This window comes from Microbulbifer mixtoriginis (SeqCode), assembly GCF_052466765.1.
Map to the genome: position 1 here is coordinate 2,889,571 of NZ_CP174289.1, position 26,477 is coordinate 2,916,047.

A 26,477-nucleotide genomic window follows, 5' to 3' on the forward strand; every position below is an offset into this window, starting at 1 on the left:
GGGGGGTGACGTGGTTGTCAGCTCAGGTAATTAATGCAGCGAATTTTTTTACTTTACTTATTCCAAATCAAACTAACTCGATGAGTGGTGTGCCGTACACTCAAATAAGGCGCTTTATTTTTTATTTTCGGCCAGCGAATAGCAGCCGATTAGATTGTATTTAAGCCGCAATAGCCCCACCGAAAAATTTAGTTGTGGGTTTTGGCTCACAGGAAAAAGCCTTTATCTGGGTTGATTCACCACCAACACCATTTAAAGAGTGGCTTTAGCTTGCGGTTGTCTGGCAGTGAGGATTGACTATGGCAGAGAATCTACTGGAACTGGCGGCGAGCCAACTGGGCACCTCGGGTATCGGTACCCTGGCATCTGCACTAAACCTTCCGGCAGAGAAAGGTCAGTCAGCACTGGATACTGGAATTGCATTTGTTCTTGCAGGCATGCTGAATAAAGCCAGTAGTAAAACTGGTATGGCTTACTTGTTCAATATGGTTACGGACACTGAAGTTGCGGATCTCCCCAGTGTTTTGCAGCAGTTTGCAGATAAGGCAAAGTTGGAAGCCTCACTGCCAGTCGGTGATGCCATACTGCAAAAAGTATTTGGTACCCGGGTCGAAGAAGTGACCAAAGTAGCCACTACAGAACTGCCGGGTAATGAAGGTGGCCACCTATTAAAGTTGGTGCTGCCACTGGTGATGGCCCTGCTAGGCGCTCAGGTAAAAGCCAACAAAATGGACGTCTCTGACTTGGCTTCATTTTTAATTGGTCAGAGAGAGTTTTTACGCAACAAGGTCCCTGATGCACTCCTGGATGCTCTTGATGTAAAAGGGTTTGATAATCTGGGGGCCGCCCTGGTTACCCATGGCCATGCCAAGCCTCAGGAACCTCGGGAACAAGCCCTGCATGGCCATGTGGAAAAGAAAAAGCCCGTAAGTTTTAGCAGCTGGTTTTTTCCGTTATTAGTGGTACTAATTGCCCTCTATGCCTTAAATATGTGCATGGACAAGGGTAGGCAGGAGGAAGCGGCAGGCCAACCTTTTGAGACTCCACAGGAACAGGCCTTTATGGAGGCGCCTTCACAGCCAGCTGGCGATACTCCTCCCAATGAGAATAGCGCCCAGGCTCAGCTGGGCCCAGATAAATTCTCTAGTAACTTGCGGGATTACTTGAAGAGCTTTGATCGGGACCCGAACCAGGAATTTATTCTGCGAGTGAAGTTTGAAAAGGGCACGGCAAAAATTCTTGATCCCCAGTCCGCTGATATTGATGCACTTGCACAAATTATGCAGGAAAACCCACAGCTTACGGTTGCTATTGAAGGGCATGTACAAGGGGAGGGCAATGAAATTAAAGAGCAGGAAATTTCGCAAGAGAGAGCGGATGTTGTGCGGGAGCTATTGCTGCAAAAGGGGATTGCGGCTAATCGTATGACGGCCACCGGTATGGGATCCGCTAAACCTGTGCAGGAAAGTGAGACAGGGCAAACAACACCGCAGCCGATGAACAATGAGCGTATTAGTGTACGAGTGGTTAATACCGAATAGATATTTTCACAATCTTGGCAAGCAAATAGCCCTACATTTCTGTGGGGCTATTTATTTTGTGAAGCGATAAAAAACGCCCATTAATGTTGGAAATTTAATGCTGGCAATCAGCTGCGAAATTTCTCGCGGTAGGCGCCGGGGGCGAGGCCGGTCCATTTTTTAAATGCGCGATTGAAAGCACTGGGTTCAGAAAAGCCGAGTCGTTCGGCGATTTCTGCCACTGCGGTTTCCTGTTGTTTTAGCTGGTACACGGCCATATCGCGGCGTACAGAGTCTTTGATGTCCTGCCAGCTGTTGCCCTCGTCTTTTAGGCGCCGGCGCAGCGTTTGCGGGGAGGTGAACAGGCGTGCGGCCACATCGTCGAGGGAGAGATTTTCAATACTGTTCTGTTGTTGCAGCATACGGCGTATACGACCGGTAAAGCTGTGGTCAGATTTATATTGGGTGAGCAGGCACTCCGGTGCTCTGGATAAAAAGTCTGCCAGTTGCTGCTCATCCCGCACCAGCGGCATTTGTAAATAGCGGGTATTAAAAACCAGGCAGGTTTCAGCCTGGTTGAAGTAATGCCGGCACGGGAACATATCGCAGTAGTCCTCATTGTAATCCGGTGGAGGGAAGGCCAATAACACCCGTTCGAGCAAAATGGTGCGATCGATCAGCCAACTGAAAAAGCGCAGCCAGATAACGGCAATGGACTCTACGAAAATCTGATTAGGCAACTGTTTTTCGTTGCTGTGATGAATGATCAGCCTGGCCTCTTCGCCATCCTCTACCAGCTTGATATGCAGGTCGTCGCTGACCATGCTGATAAAGCGTGCTGAGCGCAATAGAGCTCGCCGCAGGTTGGGGCAGCTGATGCAGGCGTGGCCCATCATGGCAAAAGTACCCGGTAGCCAGGGGCGGGCTAAAAACCCGCCTGACTCATCATTCAATAAATCCCACTCAAGGCGCAGTAGACTGGCCATCTGCTCACGGCCGATGCGGCTGTCGGAATCTTCAAGATGATCGGGATCTATCCCGCTGTCCCGCAGCAACTGTTGGCAATCCAGCCCCGCTGCCTGGGCGCCCACCAGCTGGGCGCGAACTACTGCGGCGAGGATACCTGGGTCCGCATCGCGGAGTTTGGGAGTCTCGCTTTCCACTGTCTCAGCCCTCAACGTGATCTTGTTTGCTGGATGTAATTTTTACGTGCAAGCAGAGATTATGCGCAAAGCGAGCGTGAAAGTCAGGTTTATCCCCAGCGGGTGTAAGAAAAGGGCAACTCTGGCGAGCTGCACGGTAAAGGAGCGCTAATGAAAACTGTAGCTATTGTAGCTTTTTCCGCGAAGTTAGACGTATGTTCATTGATTTATCGCCACCACTTATCAGATAGAGTGTAAGTGGTCGTAGCAATATCACTTTTCTTCGCTCTTTGCGTGAAGAGCAAGTCCCCCATCATTTGGCTATGTTTTTCTCCAGGCGTAGGGAGTATAAATGGTCCAACAAACCCAATGATCAGCTTTTGGATAAAGCGTCTCGTAGGGTGGCTATAAATTAGACTAAAAAGTCAGATAAGATAAGAATAACCTAAACATGCCAATGAGGGAGTGGCCCGATGCCGTCAGCATCCGTCGAAAGCCAGCTGAATCCGACTATTTGTCGGCGTATGTTGATCGCCTATCTGATCGAACAGATTCCCCGCCCCAACAATCCAGCCCTGGAAGAGGCAACCGGGTGGCCGCGACGCACGGTTCAGGACATTATTGCCAAGGGATTACCAGGCCACGGCACACAGGTGGAGTTTATTCAGGAGGGGGTACGCCATAATGATGGCTATTACCGGCTTCACGACTGGGGCTCATTCGACCGCAATTGGGTAACAAGCAACTTATCGGTGATCTGTCGGGTGCTGGGAGTCAGCATCGAATAGCCTTTTCTTCGCGGATACTCACCAATAAAGCATTTTATTTATTCTGAAAACCAGCTGACCGGAATTAGCACAAACACGTAGGCACAATTGAAAAGTTGCGCCGACCAGTGGCCGGCGACGAAATCCAATTATTTGTTAATTGAGCAGATTGGCGGTGCAGTGAGATATTGTGTCGGAATTACTGCGGTTTTTGGTTATGTCCCTGTTGCAGTATTTTATTGACCTTTTCCAGTAGGGCAGGATTAGATTTAATACTGCTGGCAATTTCCTGATATTTACTCTTTGATAACCCTGCCTTTTCTATAGCTGCGACCATCTTGCCCTGTGCCTCCTTGTTGAGGGCTTCAGCCTCTTTGATATCTGCAGCGGCCTTGAGCTTGGGGGCATACTCCCGGCTCAACATCACGATTGAGCGATAGGCATCAGCAAACTGCTTGAGCTGAGGTTCACTGAAGGAGACTTTTGGGGCCTCGGCCTGTGAAGTTGCTGTCTGGGCGGTCGCAAAGGGCACTGTGAGCAACAAGGCGAAAAGAGCGAGATATTTAAAAGGGAATTTCATTGGGCACTCCTGAAAGTTGGGGGGCGCTTTTGCTTCTACAGAGCAATACCCAGTCACACTGCTCAAATGCCTGGGTGTTGCTGCGGAATCCATCGGTAATTGAAAGCGTTGGCAATCAACTCTGAGACATTAGTTTCAGGGTAGTCAGTTTCAGAGCGGCTGTGGCGCCATTCCCCGCCACCGCAGCAATTTTTATCGGCGGTGGCTCAGGGCTAAAACAGGCCGAGGAACTTCCTGCGTTTTGGCAGAGACTGCTCACAGCTGTTGAGTTGTTGCTGGTAGCGCTGCGCTTTTGCCGAAACCTTGTGGGAAACCTTCTTGAGCCAGGCTTTATTTTTAAAACTACGCCGATTAAAGCCGCCGTGCCCCTCGTGGTAAGCCAGGTAGAGGTGGTAAGCGTCGCGAGTGCGGATTTGGCAGCGGCGCGCACTGGTATTGTTATACCAGCCAACAAAATCGATAGCGTCGCCAAAATCATCTCGATCGGCGCCATAGTTAAAGCTGGAACGTTGATATCCGCGCCAAGTGTTGCCGAGTGCCTGGGCGTAGCCATAGGCATCCGAGGGCCGAGGACCGGGAATAAAGCCGAGGATCTTGGTGCGCGGGGGGCGCGCATCATGCACAAAGCGCGACTCTTGGTGCAGAATGGCCATCATAACAGCCACAGGTGATCCCCATTTCTCCTCGGCAGCCTTGGCTTCCCGGTACCAGCTCTTCTTCTCACGAAAAATAGAGCAGATATTATCGAGGTTGCTCGGCGGGCTTGTGGCACAGCCCGCGCTCAGTGTCACGGCACCCAACAGTGCCGCCAGCAGTTTCTTATTCTTGTTTCCCATAATGTCTCTAGATTATCCAGCGGTGATGGTTTTCACTCCAGAGCTGGTGCCGAGCAGCAGCACATCCGCTGGGCGCTTGGCAAAGATTCCGTTAGTGACAACGCCAGTGATATTGTTGATTGCGTCTTCCAGGTCCTTGGGTTGCTCGATCTTCAAGTTATACACATCTAAGATGGCATTGCCATTATCGGTAATCACACCCTGGCGATAGACCGGGTCTCCCCCCAGCTTTACCAGCTCGCGGGCTACCAGCGAACGGGCCATGGGAATGACTTCCACCGGCAGGGGAAAGTCGCCCAAAGTCTCTACCCACTTACTGTCATCGGCAATACAAACAAATTCCTCAGCACAGGCGGCGACAATTTTCTCGCGGGTCAGGGCCGCACCGCCACCTTTGATCAGCTCCAGGGCGGGATTAGTCTCATCGGCACCATCCACATAAAACTGCATGCCATCCACGCTATTCAGTTCATAGACTGGGATACCGTGGGCCTTGAGTCTCTGTGCGGAAGCTTCAGAGCTGGCGACGGTGCCGTCAAATTGGCCTTTGATCTCTGCCAGGTAGTCGATAAAGAAATTGGCTGTGGAGCCGGTGCCAACGCCGACGATGGAATCGGCCTCCAGGCGCGGGGAGATATAGTCGATGGCGGCGCGAGCAGTAGCCTGCTTCAGTTCATCCTGGGTCATACGCTGGATAGTTTCCTGTGCAATTATTTCTGCTTTATCTGTTTCTTTCGATAAAAAAAAGCGCAATAAATCTAAAAAAATGGCAATTATGCTGATCAAGGCTTAGACTGGCCTGCCGGTGTTGCGCTTGCGGCGGCTCCATGACCGCCCACTCCTGCTACTACGCTTGCCTGAGTCGCACACAGAAATTAACCGCAACGGCAGTTGATACACGCCATGCCCAAGTCCTATATCAAGCGCATTTTAGACGCGCGCATTTACGATGTCGCCATTGAGACGCCTTTGGAGCCAATGCGCCAGTTGTCCCACCGTCTGGGCAACCGAATTTTGCTCAAGCGGGAAGACCTACAGCCGGTTTTTTCTTTCAAGATTCGCGGCGCCTATAACAAGTTACTGCAACTGCCCCCGGAGCAACGAGCGCGCGGAGTAATTGCCGCCTCTGCGGGTAATCATGCCCAGGGGTTGGCGATGGGTGCTGCACAATTGGGGGTGCGCGCGACTATTGTGATGCCAAAGACCACCCCGCAAATTAAGGTCAGTGCCGTTCGTATGCGCGGTGCTGAGGTGGTGCTGTACGGGGATACTTTTGATGAGGCGGCCAGCCGTGCCCGCCAGCTGGTGAATGAACGCGACTTGGTATTTGTACACCCTTATGACGATCCGGATGTGATCGCCGGACAGGGCACCGTAGCCATGGAGTTATTGCGCCAGCATTCGGGTAATCTCGAGGCGGTTTTTATCCCGGTAGGCGGCGGCGGGCTTGCTGCGGGCATGGCGGCTTACATTAAATATGTGAGGCCGGAGACCCGTGTCTATGCGGTGGAGCCAGAGGAGGCGGCTTGTCTTAAAGCGGCCCTGAAGAGTGGTGAGCGTGTCCGCTTGCCGCAGGTAGGGTTGTTTGCCGATGGCGTTGCGGTGGCACAAATTGGCGAGGAGACCTTCCGTGTGTTGCGCGAAACAGTGGATGACGTGATCACGGTTAGTACCGATGAAATTTGCGCGGCGATCAAGGATATTTTTGAAGACACTCGCTCAATTGCCGAACCGGCCGGGGCAGTAGGCTTGGCCGGCTTAAAAAAATATGCAGAGCAGAGTGGTGGCCGCAATGTGGCTCTGGCGACGGTGTGTAGTGGCGCCAATATTAATTTTGACCGGCTGCGCTATATCAGTGAGCGCACAGAAATTGGTGAGAAACGCGAAGCGGTGCTGGCCGTGCGTATTGAAGAGCGACCGGGCAGCTACCTACGCTTTTGTCGCGATCTTGGGGACCGTGCTATCACCGAGTTTAATTACCGTTATGCAGGCGATGGTGAGGCGCATATTTTTGTCGGCTTGCAGGTTTCTGCCGGCAGCGACCGCAGCCAGTTGGTAGAAGAGTTGGAGCGCAAAGGTTATAGCGTGACAGATCTCACCGATAATGAAATGGCCAAATTACATATCCGCCATTTAGTCGGTGGGAGAGTTCCGGGCTTGTGCCACGAGGTGGTCTACCGCTTTGAGTTTCCGGAGCGCCCCGGTGCGCTGCGGAAATTTCTCGAGCAATTAGCGGGCCGTTGGAATATCACCCTGTTTCACTACCGGAATCACGGTGCCGCTTACGGCCGGGTTCTAGCGGGTATGCAGGTTGAGCCCTCTGAGCGCGAGGAGTTATTGGATCTGTTGGAGCAACTGCAGTTTCCCTTTTGGGATGAAACTGAAAATCCCGCTTACAGCTTCTTTCTGGGTAGCTGATCCCAATTTGGGGGCATGGCGAGAAAGGTATCTCTTCACTTTCTTTTCGAGTAGACCAGGGTTTAAGTTTTGTCGAACCCCCTTGAGCAAAAATGCGACAAAAAACGCAGAAATTATTCAATAAACGGTTACTATTCCGACGATTGTTCAGTATCTTCTTTTGTCGTGGAACTTTTGCTATGGCTTAGGTCATAAGCGGGGTGAAACGCATATAACAAAAAAATTGATCGTACAGGATGGTCCCAATGAAAGCCGATGCGCTGACAATCGCCGTGGTTGTCTTTGTCGCGGGCGTTCTGCTGAGTACTAGTGGTTTGACCGAGGTATTTGCCTCGGAAAAAGAGCCGCCTGCTGCTCTGCAAGAGGGAGTGGTTACCCGTTAGGCTGATGCCGGGGGGCGCTCTGCCCAAGCACAAACAAAAAAGGCCGGATACCTATGGTGTCCGGCCTTTTTTGTTTGTGCTTTTGCGCCTAGCTAGTTTTTTATAGGCCGTTGAGTGCTCAAAAACTTTGGCATTATGTGATGTTTGTCAGAGAGTTGCTGCTCACGAATTACCGGCAACGATAGATACGCTTCTCTGTCACCACCATATCGAGAGGAATATCCCAGTTATCCGTTGGCAGCTGATCCACACATTGCAATTGGTGGGCGGCGCCAATTAGCAGTGGCCCACTACCGGGCAGCAGTTGTTTGTGTTCAAAGGTACGATCATAAAAACCCGCGCCCATCCCCAGACGGGCGCCATTGGGATCGAAAGCTACCAGTGGTACCAGCACTAGGTCTAATATGCCTGCGGCCCGGCTGGGGCTTCGCACTGGCTCAGGAATATCGAAACGGTTTCGAAAAGGTAGCGGGCTGCCATTCCACTGCTTGAAGCCCAGGTGTGGGTGTGGTTCCACCGGTAGTATTGGCAGGTAGAAGTGCTTCTTGGGAAAGCGTTGCAATAGAGGGCGAACATCTAACTCACCATCCATTGGCCAGTAAATACCAATATGGAGGGCGCGCTTCATCTGCGGAATTCGGTTCAGCAAAGTGATGGCAGAGCGGCCATGCAGACGCTGTTGGTAGGCACTAAGCTGCCTCCGCCCCGCACGCATACGCCATCGCAGCTGCGTTTTATTTTCGCTCATGAATTGGGGGAGTATAGAAAAAGAAATGGAAACCCCGAGTGTGCGGCTGTAGACGGAGCCTTGAACCGTAAGGTTCAAGGTGGCAGTCTCCGGGGTACATAAGGCTTTCCGCTGCATGGCGGACCTGCACACCAGCACCCGCTGGAAACCACCAGGGTAAGATTATCGGCTCAAGGACATAGTCTGCTGGCCAACACCCCAGGGTATGTACTAATTATAACTTGTTGAAAGGGGGGCTGTTAACCGCAAATTGGGATGTTTTGCGGCACTGCTGGCAAAAGTTATGACTGGGCCTCGCTTTCTGGGTCGGTATCCCCCAGGGCGTTTTGCATCTTATTTTGAAGCCGTTCCAGGATTTCTTTCTGCAGGGGAATACTGCTTAATTCCGCTTTCGCTTGGATAAGTTCGTGGGCAATATTGAGCGCGGCCATCACGGCAATACGCTCTACGCCAATAACGGTGCCGGTGGTTCGGATTCGAGACATGCGCTCATTAAGTAATTGAGCGGAAGCCTGTAGTCCCGCACGCTCGCCGTCGGCACAGGCAACGCGGTACTCTTTGCCGAGAATGGAAACGGTGACGGTTTCAGAAGTTAATGCAGAGTCTGCCATCAGGATTCTTGCGTAAGCCCTTTGAGACGATTAATCATGGCTTCAACCCGCGATCGGGCGGCCTCATTATTTTTAATTAAGCGCTGGCGTTCGCGCAGCCAGTCGGCTTCCTGCCGGCGCAGTTCACGATTGTCATTAGCCAGCTGTTGGCAGCGGGCGATCAGTGAATCCACGGTGCTTTCTAACGCTTGCAGCTTATCCATATTTCCTGCGTTTGAGGTCTACGTCTGAGTTCGCAACACGACAGACTGCGAGGGATTCCGCTACTATATTGCCGGCGAAATGGTGGGTCAATCGCTCCACCTGCGTGGACAATCACAAAATTGTCCTTAGAACCCCGATTCTCATGCCTGCTGCTGCCACCGCAGCGCATCGAATCCATCCCGATTAAGAAAAACTGTGCGGTAATCATGACTTCAGAAAACAACCGATTTGAGCAACTCGCCAATGCCATTCTCTCCGCGGGTGGTCAGGTGGACCCGAGTGAGTTACACGGCTTTACTTGTGGCCTGTTGGCTGCCGGCGCTGAACCGGATAAAAGACGCTGGCAAAAAGAACTGGCGGAGTTGCTCGACCTTGAGGCGGTACCCGCAGATCTGGATCGGGACTTATTGCAATTGGCGGAGGAAAGCAGCAAGCAGCTGAGTGGATCGGATTTCTCTTTTCAGCTGCTCCTCTGCGACGATGAAGATATTGTCAGCCGCACTCTGGCCCTGGGGCACTGGTGTGAGGGTTTTTTACACGGGTTTGGCATCGGTGGGGCAGAAGTAAAGATGCAGCCCACTAGTGAAGAGGCGCTAAAAGATATTGGAGCTATCTCCCAAGTGGATGCCGATCACGTTGAAGAGAGTGAAGAAGCTGAACAGCAATTAATTGAGTTGCAGGAGTATGTGCGGGTTGCGGTGCTCAACATATTTACCGAAGTGCGCGGCAGCCACTCCGGCAGCGGCCCCACCGTCCACTGATGAGCGGCAGCGAAAGCGCAAAAGATCCGCTGATTAGCGGGGCGGAATATGCCCTGCGACGCGCCCGGCTTATGGCGGGGTTGGCCCCGGATAGCCTGGCGATCATCTCATCGGCTGGGGAACAGCTGCGCTCCCGCGATACCTACTTTCCTTTTCGACAGGACAGCGACTTTCTCTACTTAACCGGATTCGATGAGCCGGAATCATTACTGGTGCTTCTACCCGGCCGCAATCAGGGAGACACTCTGCTGTTTTGTCGCGAGCGCGATATAGAAAAGGAACTTTGGGATGGGCCACGTCTGGGACCAGAACGCGCAGTAGCTCAATTTGGTCTTTCGGATGCTTTTCCCATCGGCGACCTCGACGATATTCTGCCCGGATTAATGGAAGGGCGAGAGCGTATTTACTTCCCTATGGGGCGCTATGCCCATTTGGATCGACGGCTGCGCGCTTATCTACAGGCGATACAGGAGGCGCCCTCCAGCAAGGGGGCGCCGGAAATGCTTGACCTGGATTATCAGTTGCGCGAGCTGCGTCTGCTCAAGAGCGAACGGGAATTGGATTTGATGGCCCGTGCAGGGGAAATTAGCGCCGCTGCACATCACTGCGCCATGGTGCGCTGCCAGCCGGGACTTTACGAATACCAGTTGGAGGCGGCTCTCTTACATAGCTTTATGGATTCAGGTGCCCGGGAAACTGCCTACCCGACAATAGTCGGCAGCGGTCGCAATGCCCTGATTATGCACTATTGCAGCAATAAGGCACGGATGCGCGATGGTGACTTGGTATTGGTCGATGCGGGTTGTGAATACCGGGGGTACGTCGCCGATATTACCCGAACCTATCCGGTCAATGGCCGTTTTAGTGATGCGCAAAAAGCAGTGTATGAAATTGTCCTGGCGGCGCAGGCGGCAGCAATGGAGCAGGTTTGTGTCGGCAACCACTGGGATCAGCCTCATGGTGCCAGTGTTGAGGTAATCACACGCGGCTTGCTGGACTTGGGGCTGTTGCAAGGAGACTTTCGTGAACTGATCGATTCGGGTGCCTATCAGCGTTTTTATATGCACCGTGTTGGGCACTGGTTGGGTATGGATGTCCACGATGTGGGCGACTATCGGGTACAGGGCGCTTGGCGGCAGTTGGAAGCGGGCATGGTGATGACTATAGAGCCCGGTATTTATATTCCGGCAAACGATGATCGCATACCTCTGGAATTTCGCGGTATGGGGATTCGTATTGAAGACGATGTTGTGCTCACTGCCGAAGGTGTGAGGGTTTTGTCTGAGGGTGCTCCAAAAGCCGTGGCAGACATTGAGTACACCATGCGCCATGGGCGGGATTTACTGACCCGCTAATTTAATTTGAGATTTTATTATTCAGTGGGCAGAGCTATTTAGACCACTGGGTAAGGGAGGTTTCCATGAGTGAGCCGCTAGAGCGGGTAGATGTGGCCATTGTTGGTGGTGGTATGGCCGGTGCCAGTCTGGCACTGATGCTGGCACATTTCTGTCCTCACCTCAGTGTCCAGTTAATGGAGCAGAGGTCTCTGCCCAATGCCTCAGCTAGTGTGCAATTGCCCAGCTTTGATACCCGCGCCACAGCGATTGCTGCCGGCAGTCTGCAGCTGTTTGAGCAGCTGGGTCTCTGGCCGGCACTGCGGGAGTACAGTGCTCCAATCAAACGTATCCAGGTGAGTGATCGCGGCCATGCCTTTGGCGCGGCCCTCTCTGCAGGCGCACAGAAGCAGGCCAGTTTTGCTGGAATGCTGGGAGCAGTCATCGAAAATGCGGCGCTGGGGCCCATCCTGCACAATGCTCTAAATGACACTGCGGTCAGGCTTATCTCCCCAGCTCGGGTAACTTCGGTGCAGATGGACAATGAGGGCGCTAACTTGCGTTGGACAGCCGTGGATGGCGGTTCGGAACAGGTATTGAAATGTGACCTGTTGGTTGTTGCTGACGGTGTCGATTCACCGCTGTGCAAGCAGCTGGGCATGGAAATTGACACAGTAAAGTACCAACAGAGGGCGTTGGTCACTACTGTTGCTCTACAACGGGACCACGATGGCGTTGCCTATGAGCGCTTCACTGCATCCGGCCCCATGGCGCTGTTGCCTCTACCTCGTCGTGAGGGAGTACACCGCGCCGCTGTGGTTTGGGCCTGTGCCGAAGAGGAGGCCGACGTAGTTTGTGCGCTGCCAGAGCAGCAGCGCTTGCAACGCTTGCAACAGCAATTTGGGTGGCGAGCCGGTCGATTTATAAGAGCTGGGGCCCTACAAGGGTATCCTCTCAGTCTTTCTCTGGCTCGTGAGCAGTGGCGTCACAACCTGGTTTTGTTGGGTAATTGTGCCCACTTCTTGCACCCGGTGGCGGGTCAGGGGTTTAACCTGACCCTGCGCGATTGTTATGCCCTGGCCCAGTCACTGGCGCGGTCGCAAGTGCAGAGTGGCGCAGTGGGGCAGCTGGAGTGGCTGGCGGCCTATGGGGAAAACCGAAGGCTCGACCAGCAGTTAACCGTAGGTTTCAGTGACCGAATCCCGGCATTGTTTTCCTCGGCTAACCCTTTTCAGCAAGTAGTACGCCAACTGGGGATGCTTGGCCTTACACTGGTACCGCCACTGCGGCAGCAGTTTGCTGGGCAGGCGGCAGGATTTGGGCTTTAACCCCAAGCCAAAATGGCGGGGTTTCAAACGTTGCACCGCGATGGGCGTTAAATTTGGCACAACAGTGGAATTGGCTAGATATGAATAGACACCGTTTGGACTTTGCCATTGTCGGCGCGGGAATGGTGGGTATGGCTCAGGCAGCACTGCTCGCTGTGCGCCACCCAAATATGCGCTTGGCGCTGTTGGAGGCTTCTCCAGAGACCACTGTGCAGCAATCCGATAGCTACGAGCCGAGGGTTGTGGCGCTTACCCAGGCGTCACGTGAGTTGCTCGAAGAGGTTGGAGCCTGGGAGGATATCTCCGCGCAACGGGCCTGCCCCTACGTGGAGATGCGCGTTTGGGATGCTGATGGTACTGGTTCGGTGCGCTTTAACAGCCGCGATGTGCAATTGCCCAATCTGGGACATATCGTCGAGAACAATATTATCGTCGCCGCTTTACGCGCGCGGCTAGAGGCCCTGCCCAATGTTGAGCTGGTTAACAGCTTCCGCTTGGAGAGCTGGTGGCGCGACTGTGGACTCTGGCATTTACAGCCGCGGGGCGAGCAGTCTGATGATGGGGTCGAAGGTTTGCGCGAGCAGGCTGAGATAGTGCAAACACGCCTGCTGATCGGCGCTGATGGGGCTCGTTCCAAGGTACGTGATTTATTGCGCATCCGCTGCCAGGAAACCGATTACCACCAGACCGCTCTGGTCTGTGTAGCCCGCTGTGAGAAGTCTCACCGACACACCGCCTGGCAACGCTTCATGCAAAGCGGCCCCTTGGCCTTCTTGCCGATGGCCGGCCTCGGAGACGACAACCACTGTGCCGTGGTTTGGTCGGCGGATGATTCTCTCGCGCGTGAATTACTGATGCTGGATGATCAGGCGTTTGCCCTCAATCTTGAAAAGGCCATTGAGAGCCGCCTCGGTAAAGTGGAATCCGTCAGTGAGCGTTTCTCTTTCCCCCTGCGCGCGCGCCATGCAGAGCGCTACCACGGACCCGGTGCGGTGCTGGTTGGGGATGCCGCTCACAGTATTCACCCACTTGCGGGGCAGGGGGTTAACCTGGGCTTCCAGGACGTACGCGTACTCACCGATGAAATAGATCGCGCTTTGTCACGCGGCCTGGAGCCGGCACATACCTCGGTATTGGCGCGCTATGAACGCCGCCGCCGTGGAGATAATGCCTCGACATTAAAGGCTATGAGCGCCTTTAAATCCCTGTTTGGTGCCGGAGATTTGCACTGGCGCTGGCTGCGTAATACCGGCTTGAGTATGGTGGACGCCAGTCCCATGCTAAAGAAGCGTATTATCTTGCGGGCTATGGCGGTTTAAATCGGATCTGTCTTAAATTACCCATCGGCCAGACCAAAGCTGGCCGATGGGTATATCAATAAAACCGTTAGAGCAGCCTGCCTGCCAGCTGATAATTTACCTCCGTAGCACAAGCCGGAATTAAGGGTTTCCCGAATTGAGTCAGTGGATTTTTGTTTACAGTTTCCCCCTCTCCAAGGATCTCGGTGCGCTGGCGCGGTTTATCCAGCGCCACCAGTTACCTTTGCGTATCACCGAGGAAAAAAATCAGCAGTTACTACTCTGCCCTGATGCTGGTTTGGCAGAAATGCTTAAGCCTCTACTGCAGCGTTGGGATTCTGGTGAGCTGGATCTCGATCAGGTACAAATGCAGAGGGCAGAGGAGCGAGAGTCTGGCAGTGAAGGGGTGCAAACCTCTGCGGTTGCAACTGACAGCCAGCCTGGAAATACAGGGGATAATCCTGATAAAAAACACAGTGATGTGGTCTCTGTCCTGCCAAGTTTTCCGTTGGACAGGACTCCACTCAGCCTTTTATTAATTGCGCTGTGTTTTTTCGGCTGGTTTTTACAGATTAATAATTTATCCAGTGGCTTATTAATTTACCCCGATCCAAATGCTGCGGACTCTTTTTCACAATCCTCACTGGCCTGGCATTTGGAGCGGGGGCAGTGGTGGAGAATATTCACGCCAGCAGTTGTGCACTTCTCTCTGCCCCACGCACTGTTTAATGCCCTGGGGATCTGGATTCTGGGCAGGCCAATAGAGGCCCGTGGTGGCAGTATTTTATTTGTTGTATTGGTGCTGCTCGGCGCCGCCACCTCCAATCTGGCCCAGTATTTTTGGCAGCCTGGGATTCTTTTTGGCGGTATGTCTGGCGTCGTTTATGCCTTGGTCGGTTTCGCCTTGGTTTTACAGCGTTTTCAGCCTCTGTGGCGGGATATACCTGCAGGAATTCTCACTGTAGCCCTGGTGTGGCTGCTATTGTGCGCTCTGGGTGTTGTGACTCTATTAACTGGCGTTGGGGTGGCTAACGCCGCTCATATCGGTGGGTTACTCAGTGGCTTAATAATTGCTCTTGTGTACAGCGCATTAAGAGGTCCGCGAAGATTTGCCTCCGTGTAGAGAGTTTAAATATAGCGAGGATGATAAGCCATTATCGCGTAGTGCGATCTCTTATGGTTATCGAAATGTCTTATAGGGATCGTTAATGTTTATCTGAATTCAGGCTCAGGATGGAAAAATTAACAAAAAGTACCCAATCTTTGTTCCAATGAATTGGTCTGATTCAGCCTTTATTTCCTTATTGATTGAGACGAGCTGAGTGGCCTGAGAGCTGGTCGGAATAGTGGGCCAGTGGATAATTGCGTACTCTATCTTCCCCAGGGTGCGTTTGACACAAAAGGCATAAAATATCTCTCTGCATTGTTACTCAGCATTAGGCATGGACTGTTAATGTTGAGATTAGGAGTCGGTATTTTCTCTCTCTCCGCCTTGTCCTGAGCGTTTCCCCGTATACCTCCGAAAATATCAATAAATCCAGGAAGGAACTCTTATGAGATGTATTTTCGTACTGATATCCTCGCTCTTACTAACAATGGCTGCTGGAGCTGAAGAGGCTCAGCGCTTGTCAGCCGAAGTGCTTTGGAAAATAAAGCGCGTGGGCACTCCAGTGATTTCTCCCTCTGGTAAACAGGTAGTAGCCTCTGTGACAACTTTTGATCTTGAACAGGATAAGGGGGAAACCCGCCTGTGGTTGCTCTCTACTGATGGTGGTATCCAGAGGCCATTAACGGCTGTTGGGCTCAGTGTTTCGGAGCCGGTATTTTCCCCAGATGGTAAACATTTGGCTTTTATTGGCAAACGAAGTGATGACGATATCAAGCAAATTTTGATATTGCCTATGGCTGCTCCCGGAGAGGCGGTGCGTTTGAGTGAGGTACCGACTGGTGTCTCATCGATAAAGTGGGTGGGGGACCACCTTTATTTTATCTCGCGTATTTGGCCGGATAAAGCGCCGGAAGAAATGGCTGGCCGAGTTAAGGAAGAAAAAGAGAAAAAGGTGTCTGCCTATGTCTGGAATGCATTGCCTTTTTCTTTTTGGGATAACTGGATAGATGAGCAGCGGCAGGCGCATGTATTCAGAATCCCAGCCAAAGGCGGTGCGGTAGAAAATCTGACTTTGAGGACGGGTTTAAAGCTTCCCAACTGGATCCAGGGGGCAGAAAGTTATGACGTATCGCCCGACGAGTCACACCTCGCTATTGTGGCCGATTCCAAGAAAAGTGGTACTCGCCCAGACTTCGATGTGTTCCTGCTGGAGCCCGGTTCCCCTAAAGCCAGAAATTTGACCTTGGCCAATGAGGCGCCAGACTTCAATCCAAAGTTTTCACCGGATGGCCGTTTGTTAGCCTTTAATCGCCAGCTTATATCGGGTTTTTATGGTGATACGCGCCGCCTGGTGGTACACAGGTTGCGCTCTAGGCTGAACACTGTTTTACATGAGGAATGGGATAGATCCACGGATGGTATGGTTTGGGCACCCAGTGGGGGTGGTCTCTATGCCGCAGTCGACGACCAGGGCACTCGGCGAATTTACTATCTGCCCGTCGGTAATGGCGACCCAAGAGTAATCACCGATTCGACCGATTTTAGTAATTTGTCTGTTGCCAGTGATGGCACTCTGGTAGGTATTAACCAGAGCTTTCTCTATCCGCCAAGGGTGGTCAGTATTGATGCAAGAAATGGGGGAGTGGAGCGGCTGGATAGCTTTAATGATGATTTATTTGCCAATATCGATCTGGGAACTTACGAGTCGGTGACATTTACCGGAGCGGAAGGCGCCGATATTCAGATGTGGGTGCATTATCCACCGGGCTTTGATCGGAATCAGAAGTATCCATTAATGCTGTTACTCCACGGCGGTCCACACAATGCCGTCACCGATACCTTTCATTTTCGCTGGAATGTGCAAACCTTTGCCTCTTGGGGCTATGTGACCGCCTGGTTTAATTTCCATGGCTCCTCCGGGTTTGGTCAGGCATTTGCAGATTCCATCAATCCAGACTGGCTCAGTCGGCCGTATACCGACACCATCGCTGCAGCCGATTGGTTTAAATCGCAGAGTTGGATAGACAAGGATCAGTTAGTGGCAGCGGGAGGCAGTTACGGTGGCTATTTGGCGAGTATTCTATTGGGTCGTGAACATCCATTTAATGCCCTGGTAATTCATGCTCCGGTGTATAACCTCTACTCCATGCTGGCAGCAGATTATTCGGTACACGGGGTTCGCTTTGGCGAATATTGGCAGAGGCCGGAGATTTACCCCTCAATTTCACCGCATACTTATGCGGCTCAATTCAAGACGCCGAGCTTGGTTATTCACGGTCAAAACGATCTGAGAGTGCCGGTTGGCCAATCCTTCGAGTTGTTTCGCACTTTGCAAGAGCGCGGTGTTGAATCGCGCCTGATTTACTATCCCGATGAAAACCATTGGGTACTAAAACCGAATAATTCGTTGCACTGGTACGGACAGGTGCGCGAGTGGGTTGAGCGCTTTGCCGTACCTAATAGAGGCACCGAAGCCTCTGCCAGTGTAACGAAGTAAAGCTCGTTGGCAACTGGAGAGAGTTGGCTTTCTCTCCACTTGGTTTGTCCTGGAGCCTCTGTCGGTAACGGCATGAGGCTCCAGGTATACGCAATAAGTCCTGGATAAAACGCTTTTCTAGCCAATGCCTTACTCTCAAGGGAAGATTGGCCGGTTAAATTCATTTTTATTGCGGCTTTGATGCTTTCTGGGCTTGTTGTGTCACGGACAGTGCGCAAGAATTCAGCTCTAATTCTGCTGTAACCAGGGATATATGTTTCTCTTAATTACCTATATTTTTATCGCTCTCGGCTTTTCCTTTTTGTGCTCGATTGCCGAGTCGGTCATTCTCAGCGTCACCACGCCCTATGTGAGACTTCTTGAGAGGGAAGGGCACAAAGCGGGGCCTCTGTTGCGCAAGCTGAAAGGGGATATCAATGCGCCCCTAGCCGCGATCCTTACCCTGAACACTATTGCCCATACTGCTGGTGCCGCTGGTGCTGGTGCCCAGGCTGCAGCGGTTTTTGGCAACCAGTATCTGGGTATTGCCTCCGCAATCCTCACCTTGTTGATTCTGGTGTTCTCGGAAATTATTCCTAAAACCCTAGGGGCGGTTTACTGGCGTCAGCTGGCTCCATTTACTGCCTACGCGTTGCGCGGACTGGTGTGGTTGCTCTACCCCTTTGTGAAAATGTCCGAGTGGCTCACACGGGGCTTATCGCACGGACCCACCCTTACGGGCTTCAGCCGCGATGAGTTTGCGATTATGGCGGAGATCGGGGAGGCCGAGGGCCAGCTGGAGCAGCGTGAGTCCAGTATTCTGCGCAACCTGTTTTTTACCCTGCGCGACCATTCTGTACGCGAGGTGATGACGCCGCGCACCGTGGTATTTTCCCTGCCCGAGGACGCCACTCTGGCTGAGGTCTACGAGGAGGTGGAAAGGGGGCGCTTCTCCCGTATCCCGGTATATGAAAACCGCGATCAGGACTGTGTGGTGGGGTTTGTACTTAAACAGGAACTACTGCTCGCCTATGCCAAGGGGGAGGGCGAACGCAAATTGTCCGAGTTCCGCCGCGAAATGTTGATGCTGCCGGAAACCGCCACTATATATCAGGCCTTCCAGAAAATGCTGTCGCGCCGGGTGCAGATCAGTGCGGTATTGGATGAATACGGCAGCCTGGAAGGGGTGGTTACCCTTGAAGATCTTCTCGAGACTCTGCTCGGTGAAGAGATTGTTGATGAAGCGGATAAAACTCCGGATCGCCAGGAGCTGGCCAAGCGCCTGTGGCGCTGGCGCTCAAAGAGACACGGTCTCAAGGTGGATGAATCTGCGCAGCAGGAGCAGGATACTGAGGAGGCTGGTGAAGGTCGTGATGGCCGGGAGGGGCGCGATAGCTAATTTCTACATCTGATAGCTTGTGCTTTCCCTGCCGGTGGTCCTGACGGAATCTTTGACGGCCTCCGGCGGGCTCTACAGGTTTTGATTCCGATGGCTGCTAGGCTTCTGTGCAGATATGTCGCAGGCCATTGCCTGCTGGCAAGGTCTGTACCCAAGCCGCTAGAATACGCCGCTTCGGAACCTGACGGACTGAGATTTTAAAATGGGAAACAGAACGCCTCTGTATGACACACATGTCGCTATGGGCGGCAAAATAGTGGATTTCGGTGGATGGGATATGCCGCTGCACTACGGTTCGCAGCTGGATGAGCACAACAAGGTGCGCACCGATGCGGGAATGTTTGATGTCTCCCACATGACCGTGGTCGATGTCGATGGCGCTGACGCCCGCGACTACTTGCGCTACCTGCTGGCCAACGATGTGGCCAAGCTCGATGGCAATCCCGGCAAGGCACTTTACACCGGCATGCTGAATGAGAAGGGCGGCGTGATTGACGACCTGATCGTCTACCTGCGCGACCCCGGTTATCGCGTGGTGGTAAACTGTGCAACCCGCGAAAAAGACCTGGCTTGGATGAACAAGCAGGCGGAATCTTTTGAGGTCACTCTCACTGAGAGACCTCAGCTGGCGATGATCGCCATCCAGGGCCCTAACGCTCTCAGCAAGACAAAAGAAGTCCTGGGTATCGACTGGACTGCGGCGATTGATGCGCTGAAAGTGTTCCAGAGCGTGGCCCGCGGCGAGTGGTTTGTGGCGCGTACCGGCTATACCGGTGAAGATGGCCTGGAAATCATGCTGCCCGGCGAAGATGCCAGTGGTTTCTGGCGTGCTTTGGCCGAGGCTGGCGTTGCCCCTTGTGGCTTGGGTGCGCGGGATACTCTGCGCCTCGAGGCGGGTATGAACCTGTATGGCCATGAAATGGATGAGGAAACCTCTCCACTGATCGCCAATATGTCCTGGACCGTCGCCTGGGCGCCGGAGAGCCGCAATTTTATCGGCCGCGCAGTGCTGGAAGAGGAAAAGGCTAAGGGCATCGAACACAAGCTGGTCGGGCTGGTTCTCGAGGAACGCGGTGTTCTGCGTGGGGGCCAGTATGTGATGGTGGACGGTAGCGAAGAGCGCGGTATCATCACCAGCGGAACCTTCTCGCCTACCCTGGGTTACTCCATCGCCCTGGCGCGGGTACCGGCCAGCGTCGGCGATACCGCCGAAGTGGAAATCCGCAAGAAACTGCAGCCGGTCAAGGTGGTTAAGCCCTGCTTTGTGCGCAACGGCAAATCGGTTATTTAAGCGCCGCACCACAGGTGTCAGCGCCATTCAGACAATATATACAGATGCTTAATCAAGGGATCACAGCATGAGCGAAATCCGCAATGAATTAAAATACCTCTCCAGCCACGAGTGGGCGCGATTGGAAGAGGATGGCACAGTTACTATCGGCATCAGTGACCATGCCCAGGACGCTCTGGGTGATGTGGTATATGTTGAAACCCCCGAAGTGGGCAGCACTCTGGCTGCCGGCGACGAGGCCGGTGTAGTTGAGTCTGTTAAGGCCGCTAGCGATATCTACTCCCCGGTATCCGGTGAGGTCGTAGAGGTGAATGAAACTCTGGAAGAGTCCCCGGAGACCGTGAACTCCTCTCCTTACGATGACGGTTGGTTTTTCCGTATCAAGCCCAGCGATGTGAAAGAGCTGGACAATATGCTGGATGCCGATACCTATCGCTCGGAGTCTGAGGACTAATTCCTCACGCTCACTGAGTGCAAAAACCGCTGCTATTGGCAGCGGTTTTTTGTTTAAAGATGGTGTTTATTCGGTACTTGCCGGGTGAAGGATGCCTTTCAGACCTATTTTATGTAGGAATGCGCCGACGGTGTGCTCGATTTCCTCAGCACAATCCATTTGGATCACTTGTTGCAGTAGTAACTTGGTATCTGCTTGGCGTACCGCGCGCAGAGTTGCCTTTACTCGCGGTAGATTGGTGGCGTTCATCGACAGCATGTCGTAGCCCATGGCCACCAACAATAGGGCGCCCCCGGGTTCTCCTGCTAATTCTCCGCAGATGCCGACTCTGGTGCCCTCAGCGTGCGCGGTGCTGACAATCTCTTGCAGAGCACGCAACACTGCGGGGTGTAGGGCGTGGTAGATATTGGCAACGCGACTGTTATTGCGATCCACAGCCAGTAAGTACTGAGTCAGATCATTGCTGCCCACTGAGATGAAATCAGCGCGCTCGGCTAATTCGCGAATCTGATAGATCGCCGAGGGCACCTCCACCATGACCCCGAGCGGCGGCATCTCAATTTCATAATCTTCTTCCAGAAGTTCCCGGTAGGCTCGTTCGATCAGTTTGCGTGCGGCTTCGAGTTCATTGAGCCCACTGATCATGGGCAGCATGATACGCAGGTTGTTGAGCCCTTGGCTGGCCTTCATCATGGCGCGCACTTGCGCCAGGAAAATTTCCGGGTGGTCGAGGGTTACGCGAATGCCGCGCCACCCCAGGAATGGGTTGGTTTCTTCAATGGGAAAGTAGGCCAGTGCTTTGTCGCCGCCTACATCGAGGGTGCGCATGGTTACCGGCATGGGGGCAAAGGCTTCGAGTTGTTCCCGGTAGATTTCCCGCTGTTCCTCCTCGGAGGGAAAGCGGTCGCGCAGAAGGAAGGGGACCTCGGTGCGGAACAGGCCGACACCCTCGGCACCGCGCTCTAGGGAGCGAGTGACATCAGCCATCAGGCCGGTGTTGACCAGCAAGTGAACCCGGTGTCCATCGGCAGTTTCAGCAGGTAGTTCTGCCAGGTGATCCAGACTGTGGGCGAGTTGTTGCTCTTCGGCGACGATCTCGTCGTAACGGCGTTTGAGCTCTACGCCAGGATGAATGTGCAGGTCGCCACGGTAGCCATCCACCACCATATCCACATCGTCGATAGTTTCGTAGGGCAGGTCTTGCACGCCCATAATCGCCGGCAGCCCCATAGCGCGGGCAATGATGGCCATATGGCTGTTGGAGGAGCCTTTTACGGAAACAGCACCGATCAGCTTCTCCCGCGGCACTTCGGCCAGCACCGCGGCAGTGAGCTCTTCCCCAACCAGAATGGTGTTGTCTGGATAATCGCGCTCGCTCTGCTGTTGCTGGTGTAAGTGGGTGAGGACACGGGCTCCCAGGTCTCGCACGTCGGCGGCGCGGTCGCGGAAATAGGAATCGGACATGGCCTCAAAACGGCGTACGTGTTCGAGCATGACTTCGGCCCAGGCCCTGGGGGCGCTCAGCTGCTGTTGAATGCGATCGCAAACCTCTACGGCGAGAGAGTCGTCGTCGAGCATACTGATATAGGCATCGAAAAGTGCGCGTTCTTCGCGGTTGAGTTCGTCTTTGAGGCGCTCACCCACTTCGCGAATCTCCTCTCTGGCGGAGGTGAGCGCTTGCCGGAACAAAATCAATTCCTCTTCGATGTCCAGGCACAGGGAGTAGGGCACGGTAGCCAAGTTGGCCCTGGGGGTGACGATATGAGCACGACCTATGGCGACACCTGGCGAGGCGGGAATACCGGAGAAGTGGGTTTCCTGGCGCTGCCGGCGGATGGTAGCCAACATGCCAGTGGCTTCGGCGTGGGCAATCACCCCGGCAAGCTGGGCAGAGAGGGTGACGAGAAAAGCTTCTTCACCTTCATCGAAACGGCGCTGCTCTTCCTGCTGGACAACTAGGACACCGAGCACTGCGCGGTGGTGGATTATCGGTGTGCCCAGGAAAGCGCTAAATCGCTCCTCACCGGTCGAGGGAAAATACTGGTAGGCGGGATGTGCCTCGGCCTTTTCTAGATTGATGGGCTCTTCGCGGGTGACCACATTACCAACCAGGCCCTCATCGGGTGCTAATTGCACCTGGCCCACGGCACTTGGTAGCAGGCCATCGGTGGCCATTAGGACATAGTTGCCGGTTTCTTTGTCGCGAAGGTAAACAGAGCAGACACGGGTGTGCATCACTTCGCGCACTCGCCGCACAATGATTTCAAGCACCGCCGGCAGGTCCCTGGCGGAGTTAACTTCCTGAACGATACTGCGCAAAGATCCGAGCAATGGCCTTTCCTCGCCAGTCAACGGAGAATGAATTAGGCCCAGGAGAGCCTGGGCTTGGTGGTGCTGGAGTGCAGCTGATGCTGCGGAATTACTCGCCCCGCTCGCGCAACCAGCGCCTTTCCAGCTGAATTTGTTGTGGGGCCAGTTCGGCCAGCGCGCGCCGATAAACCTCGCGCTTGAAGGTCACCACTTTACTGAGTGGGTGCCAGTAGCTCACCCAGCGCCAGTGGTCAAATTCGGGCTTATAGCCGTTGTCGAAGCTGATGCAAGACTCTTCGGCTTCTAACTTCAGTAAGAACCACTTTTGTTTCTGGCCAATGCACAGGGGTTCAGAGCGCCGGCGGATCAGGCGCTGCGGCAGGCGATAGCGCAGCCAGCCGCGGGTGCAGGTGATAAGACTGACCTGATCGCGTGTAAGCCCTACTTCTTCGTATAGCTCCCTATATAGTGCCTGTTCGGGAGTTTCGCCCGGATTTATACCGCCCTGGGGAAATTGCCAGGCGTCCTTGCCACCTACCCGCCGAGCCCACAGTGCCTGACCGCGGGCATTCAGCACAATGATACCGACATTGGGGCGAAAGCCCTCTGAGTCTATATTGCTGCTGTTGTCGCCACCCTGTCCCCGGTTGCGATTGTTGCTACTGGGGTTGTCGCTGCGATTTGACTGCTTGGCAGGCTTACGGCGGTTTCTTCGCCCGGCAGGTGCCGGTTTGCCGTCGCCCAAAATACCATCCTCAATACTTTTGTGTGCGGCCGTGCGCTGCACTTACTTGTCCCGCATTGTTCCACAGAGGTGGGTTTACAGCAATTCAGTGACGCAGTCCGTGTGATAGGGGCGAGTGCGCGGTAAAATCGACCGCCACTCTAGTGGTGGTTGCTTTACCCTGGCGGTGAAATAGCCTTTGCGAATCTATAGTTTACGGGGGAGTTGGCGATGCACTTGGCAATTTTTGATCTCGACAACACGCTGATCGGCGGAGACAGCGATCACGCCTGGGGTGAGTTTCTGGTGGAGCGCGAGCATGTGGATAGCGAACGCTATCGTTTGAGCAACGATCGCTTCTATCAGGACTACCAGCGGGGTGAGTTGGATATCTTTGCCTACCTGGAGTTTGCCTTGGAGCCGCTGTCACAAATTTCTCGGGGTCAACTGGAGAATCTGCAAAGTGAATTTATGCAGGAGGTGATCAGCGAGTTGTGGCTACCGGCAGCGCAAGAGCTAATCGGTGAACATCGTCGCAAGGGACACCACATCATGATTATTACCGCCACTAACCGCTTTGTGGTGGAGCCGATTGCCGCCCGCCTGGGGGTGGATACCCTGTTGGCGACTGAGCCTGAAGAGCACGAGGGTCACTTCACCGGCCGTGTCGTGGGAGAGCCCTGTTATCAGGCTGGCAAGGTGTTGCGCCTGCGCCAATGGCTGGCGCAAAACCCTGAATACGCGGGTAGGGAGAAATGGTTCTACAGCGATTCCATCAACGATTTGCCTCTGCTCACGGAAGTGGAGCATCCGGTGGCGGTCGACCCAGATGCCCAACTGCGAGCAGAGGCGCAAGTGCGTGGATGGCCAATTATCAGCTTGCGCGATCAGGGCTAAATGGCGATTTTGGCCAAGAGAAAAGTGCGACCTTGGAAAACATGAAAAGAGGAAGTGAGTGAACGGATATTGCCTTCGGTCTCTGGCCACAGCCCTATTGCTGGGAGTACTGGTTATCGTAGTTGGCTGCGAACAGCGAACCTCTCAGCCTTTAAAGGAACAGAAGCGTGCCCCAGAGGCCCAACAGGTTGATGAAAAGGTGGCCTCGGATCTCTCGCTGGCAATCTGGCAGGCGGGACAGGCTCAGGTATTGCACGCTCATGCCTCCGTGGAAACGTTGCGGAGAGCTGTCGATGCCTTGCTTGCCCAGCCCGATGAGGAGCAATTGGAGGAGGCCAGGCTCGCCTGGCTGGATGCGCACCGCGAGTTCGCAGCAACTTTGCCCTATATCCAACTGGCTTTTTCGCCCTCGGACTTACGCAGTCAAGGTCGCAAGCTCTTATTGGCACTCGATAGCTGGCCCGCCCAGCCAGGTTATCTGGATACTGTGCCGGGTTATTCCGATAGCGGCATCGTCAACGACACCGCTATCGAACTGACTTTGACAAACCTGCGCAAACAACATCGCCTCACTGCACACGAAGAGGCGAGCACCGGCTTTCACGCACTTGAGGTGATGCTCTGGGGCCCCACAAGTGAGCGCATGGCGGAAGACTTTGTGGCAGTTAGCGAAGGGGAGAGGCCGGAGGCTCTGGCGGCCAATCGTCGCCGTGAACTAACCAGCCTGATTGCCAAGGGGATTGAAGAAGATATGGCCGGGCTAGCACGTCGCTGGCCCACTTCGGCCAATAACCTATCCCGAGAGTACCTAGCCCTAGGACCGGTAGCGCGATTGCAGCAGATTCGCGCGGCACATACCCAGGTGATTGATGAGCAGCTTTTGCGCCGTCTCCCCGAGGGCTCGGAGAGTGATGTAGAAAGTGGCCGCGCGGCAGACTCGAAGCAGGCGCTACTGGCAATTATGGCGACCTTGCAGTCTAACTGGATCCCCTCCGGAGGTGGTGGTCTGGCCGAGGTGCTTCTTGACCGTCATCAGGTCAATGCTTTGGAGGAGGCCTTTTCAGATTTTGAGGCCCTATTGTTAAAGATGGAGGATCCATTCGAGTTGGCAGAGCTTGGGCAGCTGGCCAAAGCGCGCAAGTTGCTGGAGCGGATGGCAGGTTTGATGACTGGTACCACAGAGGTGCCAGTATCAGAGAAGGATGTGATGCCGGTGTCTTTACCGGCCGTTGAGGGCTAAAGGAAATAAAAAACCCCGGCAATAGCCGGGGTTTTTTGTGAGATGTCTATAAGCTTACCAGCGACGTACAGGGCCTGTGTCCACGTGCACGAAGTTACTCTTCGGGTAATAGCCGACACCACCTGCCTTTAGGTTCAGCGCCGCCTGCCTCAGTTTTGACAGGGGTACACCGGGCATGCGGATATCTAAGGCCATACCGCGGGTATGGTAGCTGCGCTTGGCCACGCCCCGACCCGCAGCGCGTAACTTCGCATTGGTCTTGGGCGAACGGTACCCGGAGATAATCTCGATGGTACCGGTGTAATTGAACTTTTCCTTCAGCTTATACACGATATCAAATAGTTTCGGGTCCATGCGGGTCACTTCGTTAGCTCGGTGGTCCCGCAGCAGCTTATTGAACTGTTTCAAACCACCGTTGCTGTAGTTTCCGTTGCTCCAGTAGGCGGCCTCCAGCTTCTCCCCTGTGTGCAGGTTGCGCATCTTCAGGGTGCGGGAGCTACCTACTTTCGCGAAAGTCGGTCCGGCGCTGACCGCCGCCGCAGTTGCGCAGGTCACTGCCAGGAATCGACGTCTGGATGGATTCTTCATAATTCCGCCTCGTCGTTAAATCTCTTCGGTGTGCTCTTGATTGAGCGCATCCGGGTACGG

25 protein-coding genes and 1 other RNA gene are annotated in these 26,477 nt (G+C 53.8%); 15 read left to right on the forward strand and 11 right to left on the reverse strand.

The genetic code is table 11. The features are described 5' to 3' along the window. The first annotated feature begins 299 nt into the window (after positions 1-299). Complete coding sequence (locus tag ACJJIV_RS12835; protein ID WP_444889202.1) at positions 300-1,541, forward strand: OmpA family protein; 1,242 nt, start codon at positions 300-302, stop codon at positions 1,539-1,541. 107 nt (positions 1,542-1,648) lie between these two features. Here ACJJIV_RS12835 and ACJJIV_RS12840 read toward each other — a convergent pair whose 3' ends face one another. After that, on the reverse strand, positions 1,649-2,683 hold the full coding sequence (locus ACJJIV_RS12840; protein WP_444889203.1) for an AraC family transcriptional regulator: 1,035 nt from the start codon (positions 2,681-2,683) through the stop codon (positions 1,649-1,651). A 452-nt stretch (positions 2,684-3,135) separates the two neighbouring features. Between ACJJIV_RS12840 and ACJJIV_RS12845 the strand changes: the two genes are divergently transcribed. Then, complete coding sequence (locus tag ACJJIV_RS12845) at positions 3,136-3,450, forward strand: helix-turn-helix domain-containing protein (RefSeq protein ID WP_252083600.1); 315 nt, start codon at positions 3,136-3,138, stop codon at positions 3,448-3,450. A 178-nt stretch (positions 3,451-3,628) separates the two neighbouring features. Here the strand turns inward: ACJJIV_RS12845 and ACJJIV_RS12850 are convergent, their stop codons facing one another. The 3 genes from ACJJIV_RS12850 to rpiA form a co-directional block, all read right to left on the reverse strand. Further along, positions 3,629-4,009 (reverse strand): DUF4168 domain-containing protein, encoded by a 381-nt coding sequence (locus ACJJIV_RS12850; RefSeq protein WP_252083599.1) that lies wholly within the window; start codon positions 4,007-4,009, stop codon positions 3,629-3,631. Between the two features lie 212 nt (positions 4,010-4,221). Further along, complete coding sequence (locus ACJJIV_RS12855; protein WP_252083598.1) at positions 4,222-4,845, reverse strand: transglycosylase SLT domain-containing protein; 624 nt, start codon at positions 4,843-4,845, stop codon at positions 4,222-4,224. A 12-nt stretch (positions 4,846-4,857) separates the two neighbouring features. Then, a complete protein-coding gene (gene rpiA, locus ACJJIV_RS12860) occupies positions 4,858-5,532 on the reverse strand; it encodes a ribose-5-phosphate isomerase RpiA (RefSeq protein WP_252083597.1) in 675 nt (224 codons plus the stop codon). Positions 5,533-5,748: 216 nt separating this feature from the next. Between rpiA and ilvA the strand changes: the two genes are divergently transcribed. Together ilvA and ACJJIV_RS12870 are read left to right on the forward strand one after the other, a co-directional pair. Continuing rightward, positions 5,749-7,263 carry a threonine ammonia-lyase, biosynthetic gene (gene ilvA / locus ACJJIV_RS12865; protein WP_252083596.1) on the forward strand — a complete coding sequence of 505 codons (1,515 nt, stop codon included), beginning with the start codon at positions 5,749-5,751 and terminating at the stop codon, positions 7,261-7,263. Between the two features lie 245 nt (positions 7,264-7,508). After that, positions 7,509-7,646, forward strand: a complete 138-nt coding sequence (locus ACJJIV_RS12870) for a hypothetical protein (protein WP_252083595.1) — start codon at positions 7,509-7,511, stop codon at positions 7,644-7,646. Positions 7,647-7,815: 169 nt separating this feature from the next. Here ACJJIV_RS12870 and ACJJIV_RS12875 read toward each other — a convergent pair whose 3' ends face one another. From ACJJIV_RS12875 to ACJJIV_RS12890, 4 genes are all read right to left on the reverse strand, one after another. Beyond that, positions 7,816-8,394, reverse strand: coding sequence for a 5-formyltetrahydrofolate cyclo-ligase (locus tag ACJJIV_RS12875; protein ID WP_252083594.1), 579 nt, complete (start codon positions 8,392-8,394; stop codon positions 7,816-7,818). 27 nt (positions 8,395-8,421) lie between these two features. Continuing rightward, positions 8,422-8,602: non-coding RNA, 6S RNA (gene ssrS, locus ACJJIV_RS12880), on the reverse strand. A 73-nt stretch (positions 8,603-8,675) separates the two neighbouring features. Beyond that, positions 8,676-9,005, reverse strand: coding sequence for a cell division protein ZapA (locus ACJJIV_RS12885; RefSeq protein ID WP_252083593.1), 330 nt, complete (start codon positions 9,003-9,005; stop codon positions 8,676-8,678). Then, a complete protein-coding gene (locus ACJJIV_RS12890; RefSeq protein ID WP_152455364.1) occupies positions 9,005-9,208 on the reverse strand; it encodes a TIGR02449 family protein in 204 nt (67 codons plus the stop codon). The genes ACJJIV_RS12885 and ACJJIV_RS12890 overlap by 1 nt, the downstream gene beginning before the upstream one ends. A 120-nt stretch (positions 9,209-9,328) precedes the next feature. Here ACJJIV_RS12890 and ACJJIV_RS12895 point away from each other — a divergent pair, with 120 nt between their 5' ends. The 9 genes from ACJJIV_RS12895 (at position 9,329) to gcvH (ending at position 20,658) form a co-directional block, all read left to right on the forward strand. Next, positions 9,329-9,970 (forward strand): UPF0149 family protein, encoded by a 642-nt coding sequence (locus ACJJIV_RS12895; RefSeq protein ID WP_444889204.1) that lies wholly within the window; start codon positions 9,329-9,331, stop codon positions 9,968-9,970. Then, positions 9,970-11,325 carry an aminopeptidase P N-terminal domain-containing protein gene (locus ACJJIV_RS12900; protein WP_444889205.1) on the forward strand — a complete coding sequence of 452 codons (1,356 nt, stop codon included), beginning with the start codon at positions 9,970-9,972 and terminating at the stop codon, positions 11,323-11,325. Before ACJJIV_RS12895 ends, ACJJIV_RS12900 begins: the two co-directional genes overlap by 1 nt. Before the next feature lie 65 nt (positions 11,326-11,390). Then, positions 11,391-12,632 (forward strand): 2-octaprenyl-6-methoxyphenyl hydroxylase, encoded by a 1,242-nt coding sequence (ubiH, locus tag ACJJIV_RS12905; RefSeq protein ID WP_444889206.1) that lies wholly within the window; start codon positions 11,391-11,393, stop codon positions 12,630-12,632. 80 nt (positions 12,633-12,712) lie between these two features. Beyond that, positions 12,713-13,951, forward strand: coding sequence for a UbiH/UbiF/VisC/COQ6 family ubiquinone biosynthesis hydroxylase (locus ACJJIV_RS12910; protein ID WP_252083590.1), 1,239 nt, complete (start codon positions 12,713-12,715; stop codon positions 13,949-13,951). A 136-nt stretch (positions 13,952-14,087) separates the two neighbouring features. Further along, positions 14,088-15,053, forward strand: coding sequence for a rhomboid family intramembrane serine protease (locus tag ACJJIV_RS12915; protein WP_444889207.1), 966 nt, complete (start codon positions 14,088-14,090; stop codon positions 15,051-15,053). Positions 15,054-15,483: 430 nt separating this feature from the next. Further along, on the forward strand, positions 15,484-17,535 hold the full coding sequence (locus tag ACJJIV_RS12920) for an alpha/beta hydrolase family protein (protein WP_444889208.1): 2,052 nt from the start codon (positions 15,484-15,486) through the stop codon (positions 17,533-17,535). A 253-nt stretch (positions 17,536-17,788) separates the two neighbouring features. Further along, positions 17,789-18,913 carry a CNNM domain-containing protein gene (locus ACJJIV_RS12925; protein WP_252083587.1) on the forward strand — a complete coding sequence of 375 codons (1,125 nt, stop codon included), beginning with the start codon at positions 17,789-17,791 and terminating at the stop codon, positions 18,911-18,913. Positions 18,914-19,115: 202 nt separating this feature from the next. Further along, positions 19,116-20,204 (forward strand): glycine cleavage system aminomethyltransferase GcvT, encoded by a 1,089-nt coding sequence (gene gcvT / locus ACJJIV_RS12930; protein WP_252083586.1) that lies wholly within the window; start codon positions 19,116-19,118, stop codon positions 20,202-20,204. 67 nt (positions 20,205-20,271) lie between these two features. Then, entirely contained in the window at positions 20,272-20,658 is a 387-nt protein-coding gene (gene gcvH / locus ACJJIV_RS12935) for a glycine cleavage system protein GcvH (RefSeq protein ID WP_252083585.1), read from the forward strand. Positions 20,659-20,724: 66 nt separating this feature from the next. Here the strand turns inward: gcvH and ptsP are convergent, their stop codons facing one another. Further along, positions 20,725-22,989: a phosphoenolpyruvate--protein phosphotransferase gene (gene ptsP, locus ACJJIV_RS12940; RefSeq protein ID WP_444882988.1), complete on the reverse strand. Its 2,265-nt coding sequence runs from the start codon at positions 22,987-22,989 to the stop codon at positions 20,725-20,727. 88 nt (positions 22,990-23,077) lie between these two features. Further along, entirely contained in the window at positions 23,078-23,584 is a 507-nt protein-coding gene (locus tag ACJJIV_RS12945; RefSeq protein WP_252086035.1) for an RNA pyrophosphohydrolase, read from the reverse strand. A 339-nt stretch (positions 23,585-23,923) separates the two neighbouring features. Here ACJJIV_RS12945 and ACJJIV_RS12950 point away from each other — a divergent pair, with 339 nt between their 5' ends. After that, positions 23,924-24,589, forward strand: a complete 666-nt coding sequence (locus ACJJIV_RS12950) for a histidinol-phosphatase (RefSeq protein ID WP_444882987.1) — start codon at positions 23,924-23,926, stop codon at positions 24,587-24,589. A 58-nt stretch (positions 24,590-24,647) separates the two neighbouring features. Further along, complete coding sequence (locus tag ACJJIV_RS12955) at positions 24,648-25,829, forward strand: imelysin family protein (protein WP_252083582.1); 1,182 nt, start codon at positions 24,648-24,650, stop codon at positions 25,827-25,829. Between the two features lie 54 nt (positions 25,830-25,883). Here ACJJIV_RS12955 and mepK read toward each other — a convergent pair whose 3' ends face one another. After that, the gene (mepK, locus tag ACJJIV_RS12960) at positions 25,884-26,417 is read right to left on the reverse strand and encodes a peptidoglycan L,D-endopeptidase MepK (protein ID WP_252083581.1); all 534 of its coding nucleotides are present in this window, start codon (positions 26,415-26,417) and stop codon (positions 25,884-25,886) included. Between the last annotated feature and the right edge of the window lie 60 nt (positions 26,418-26,477).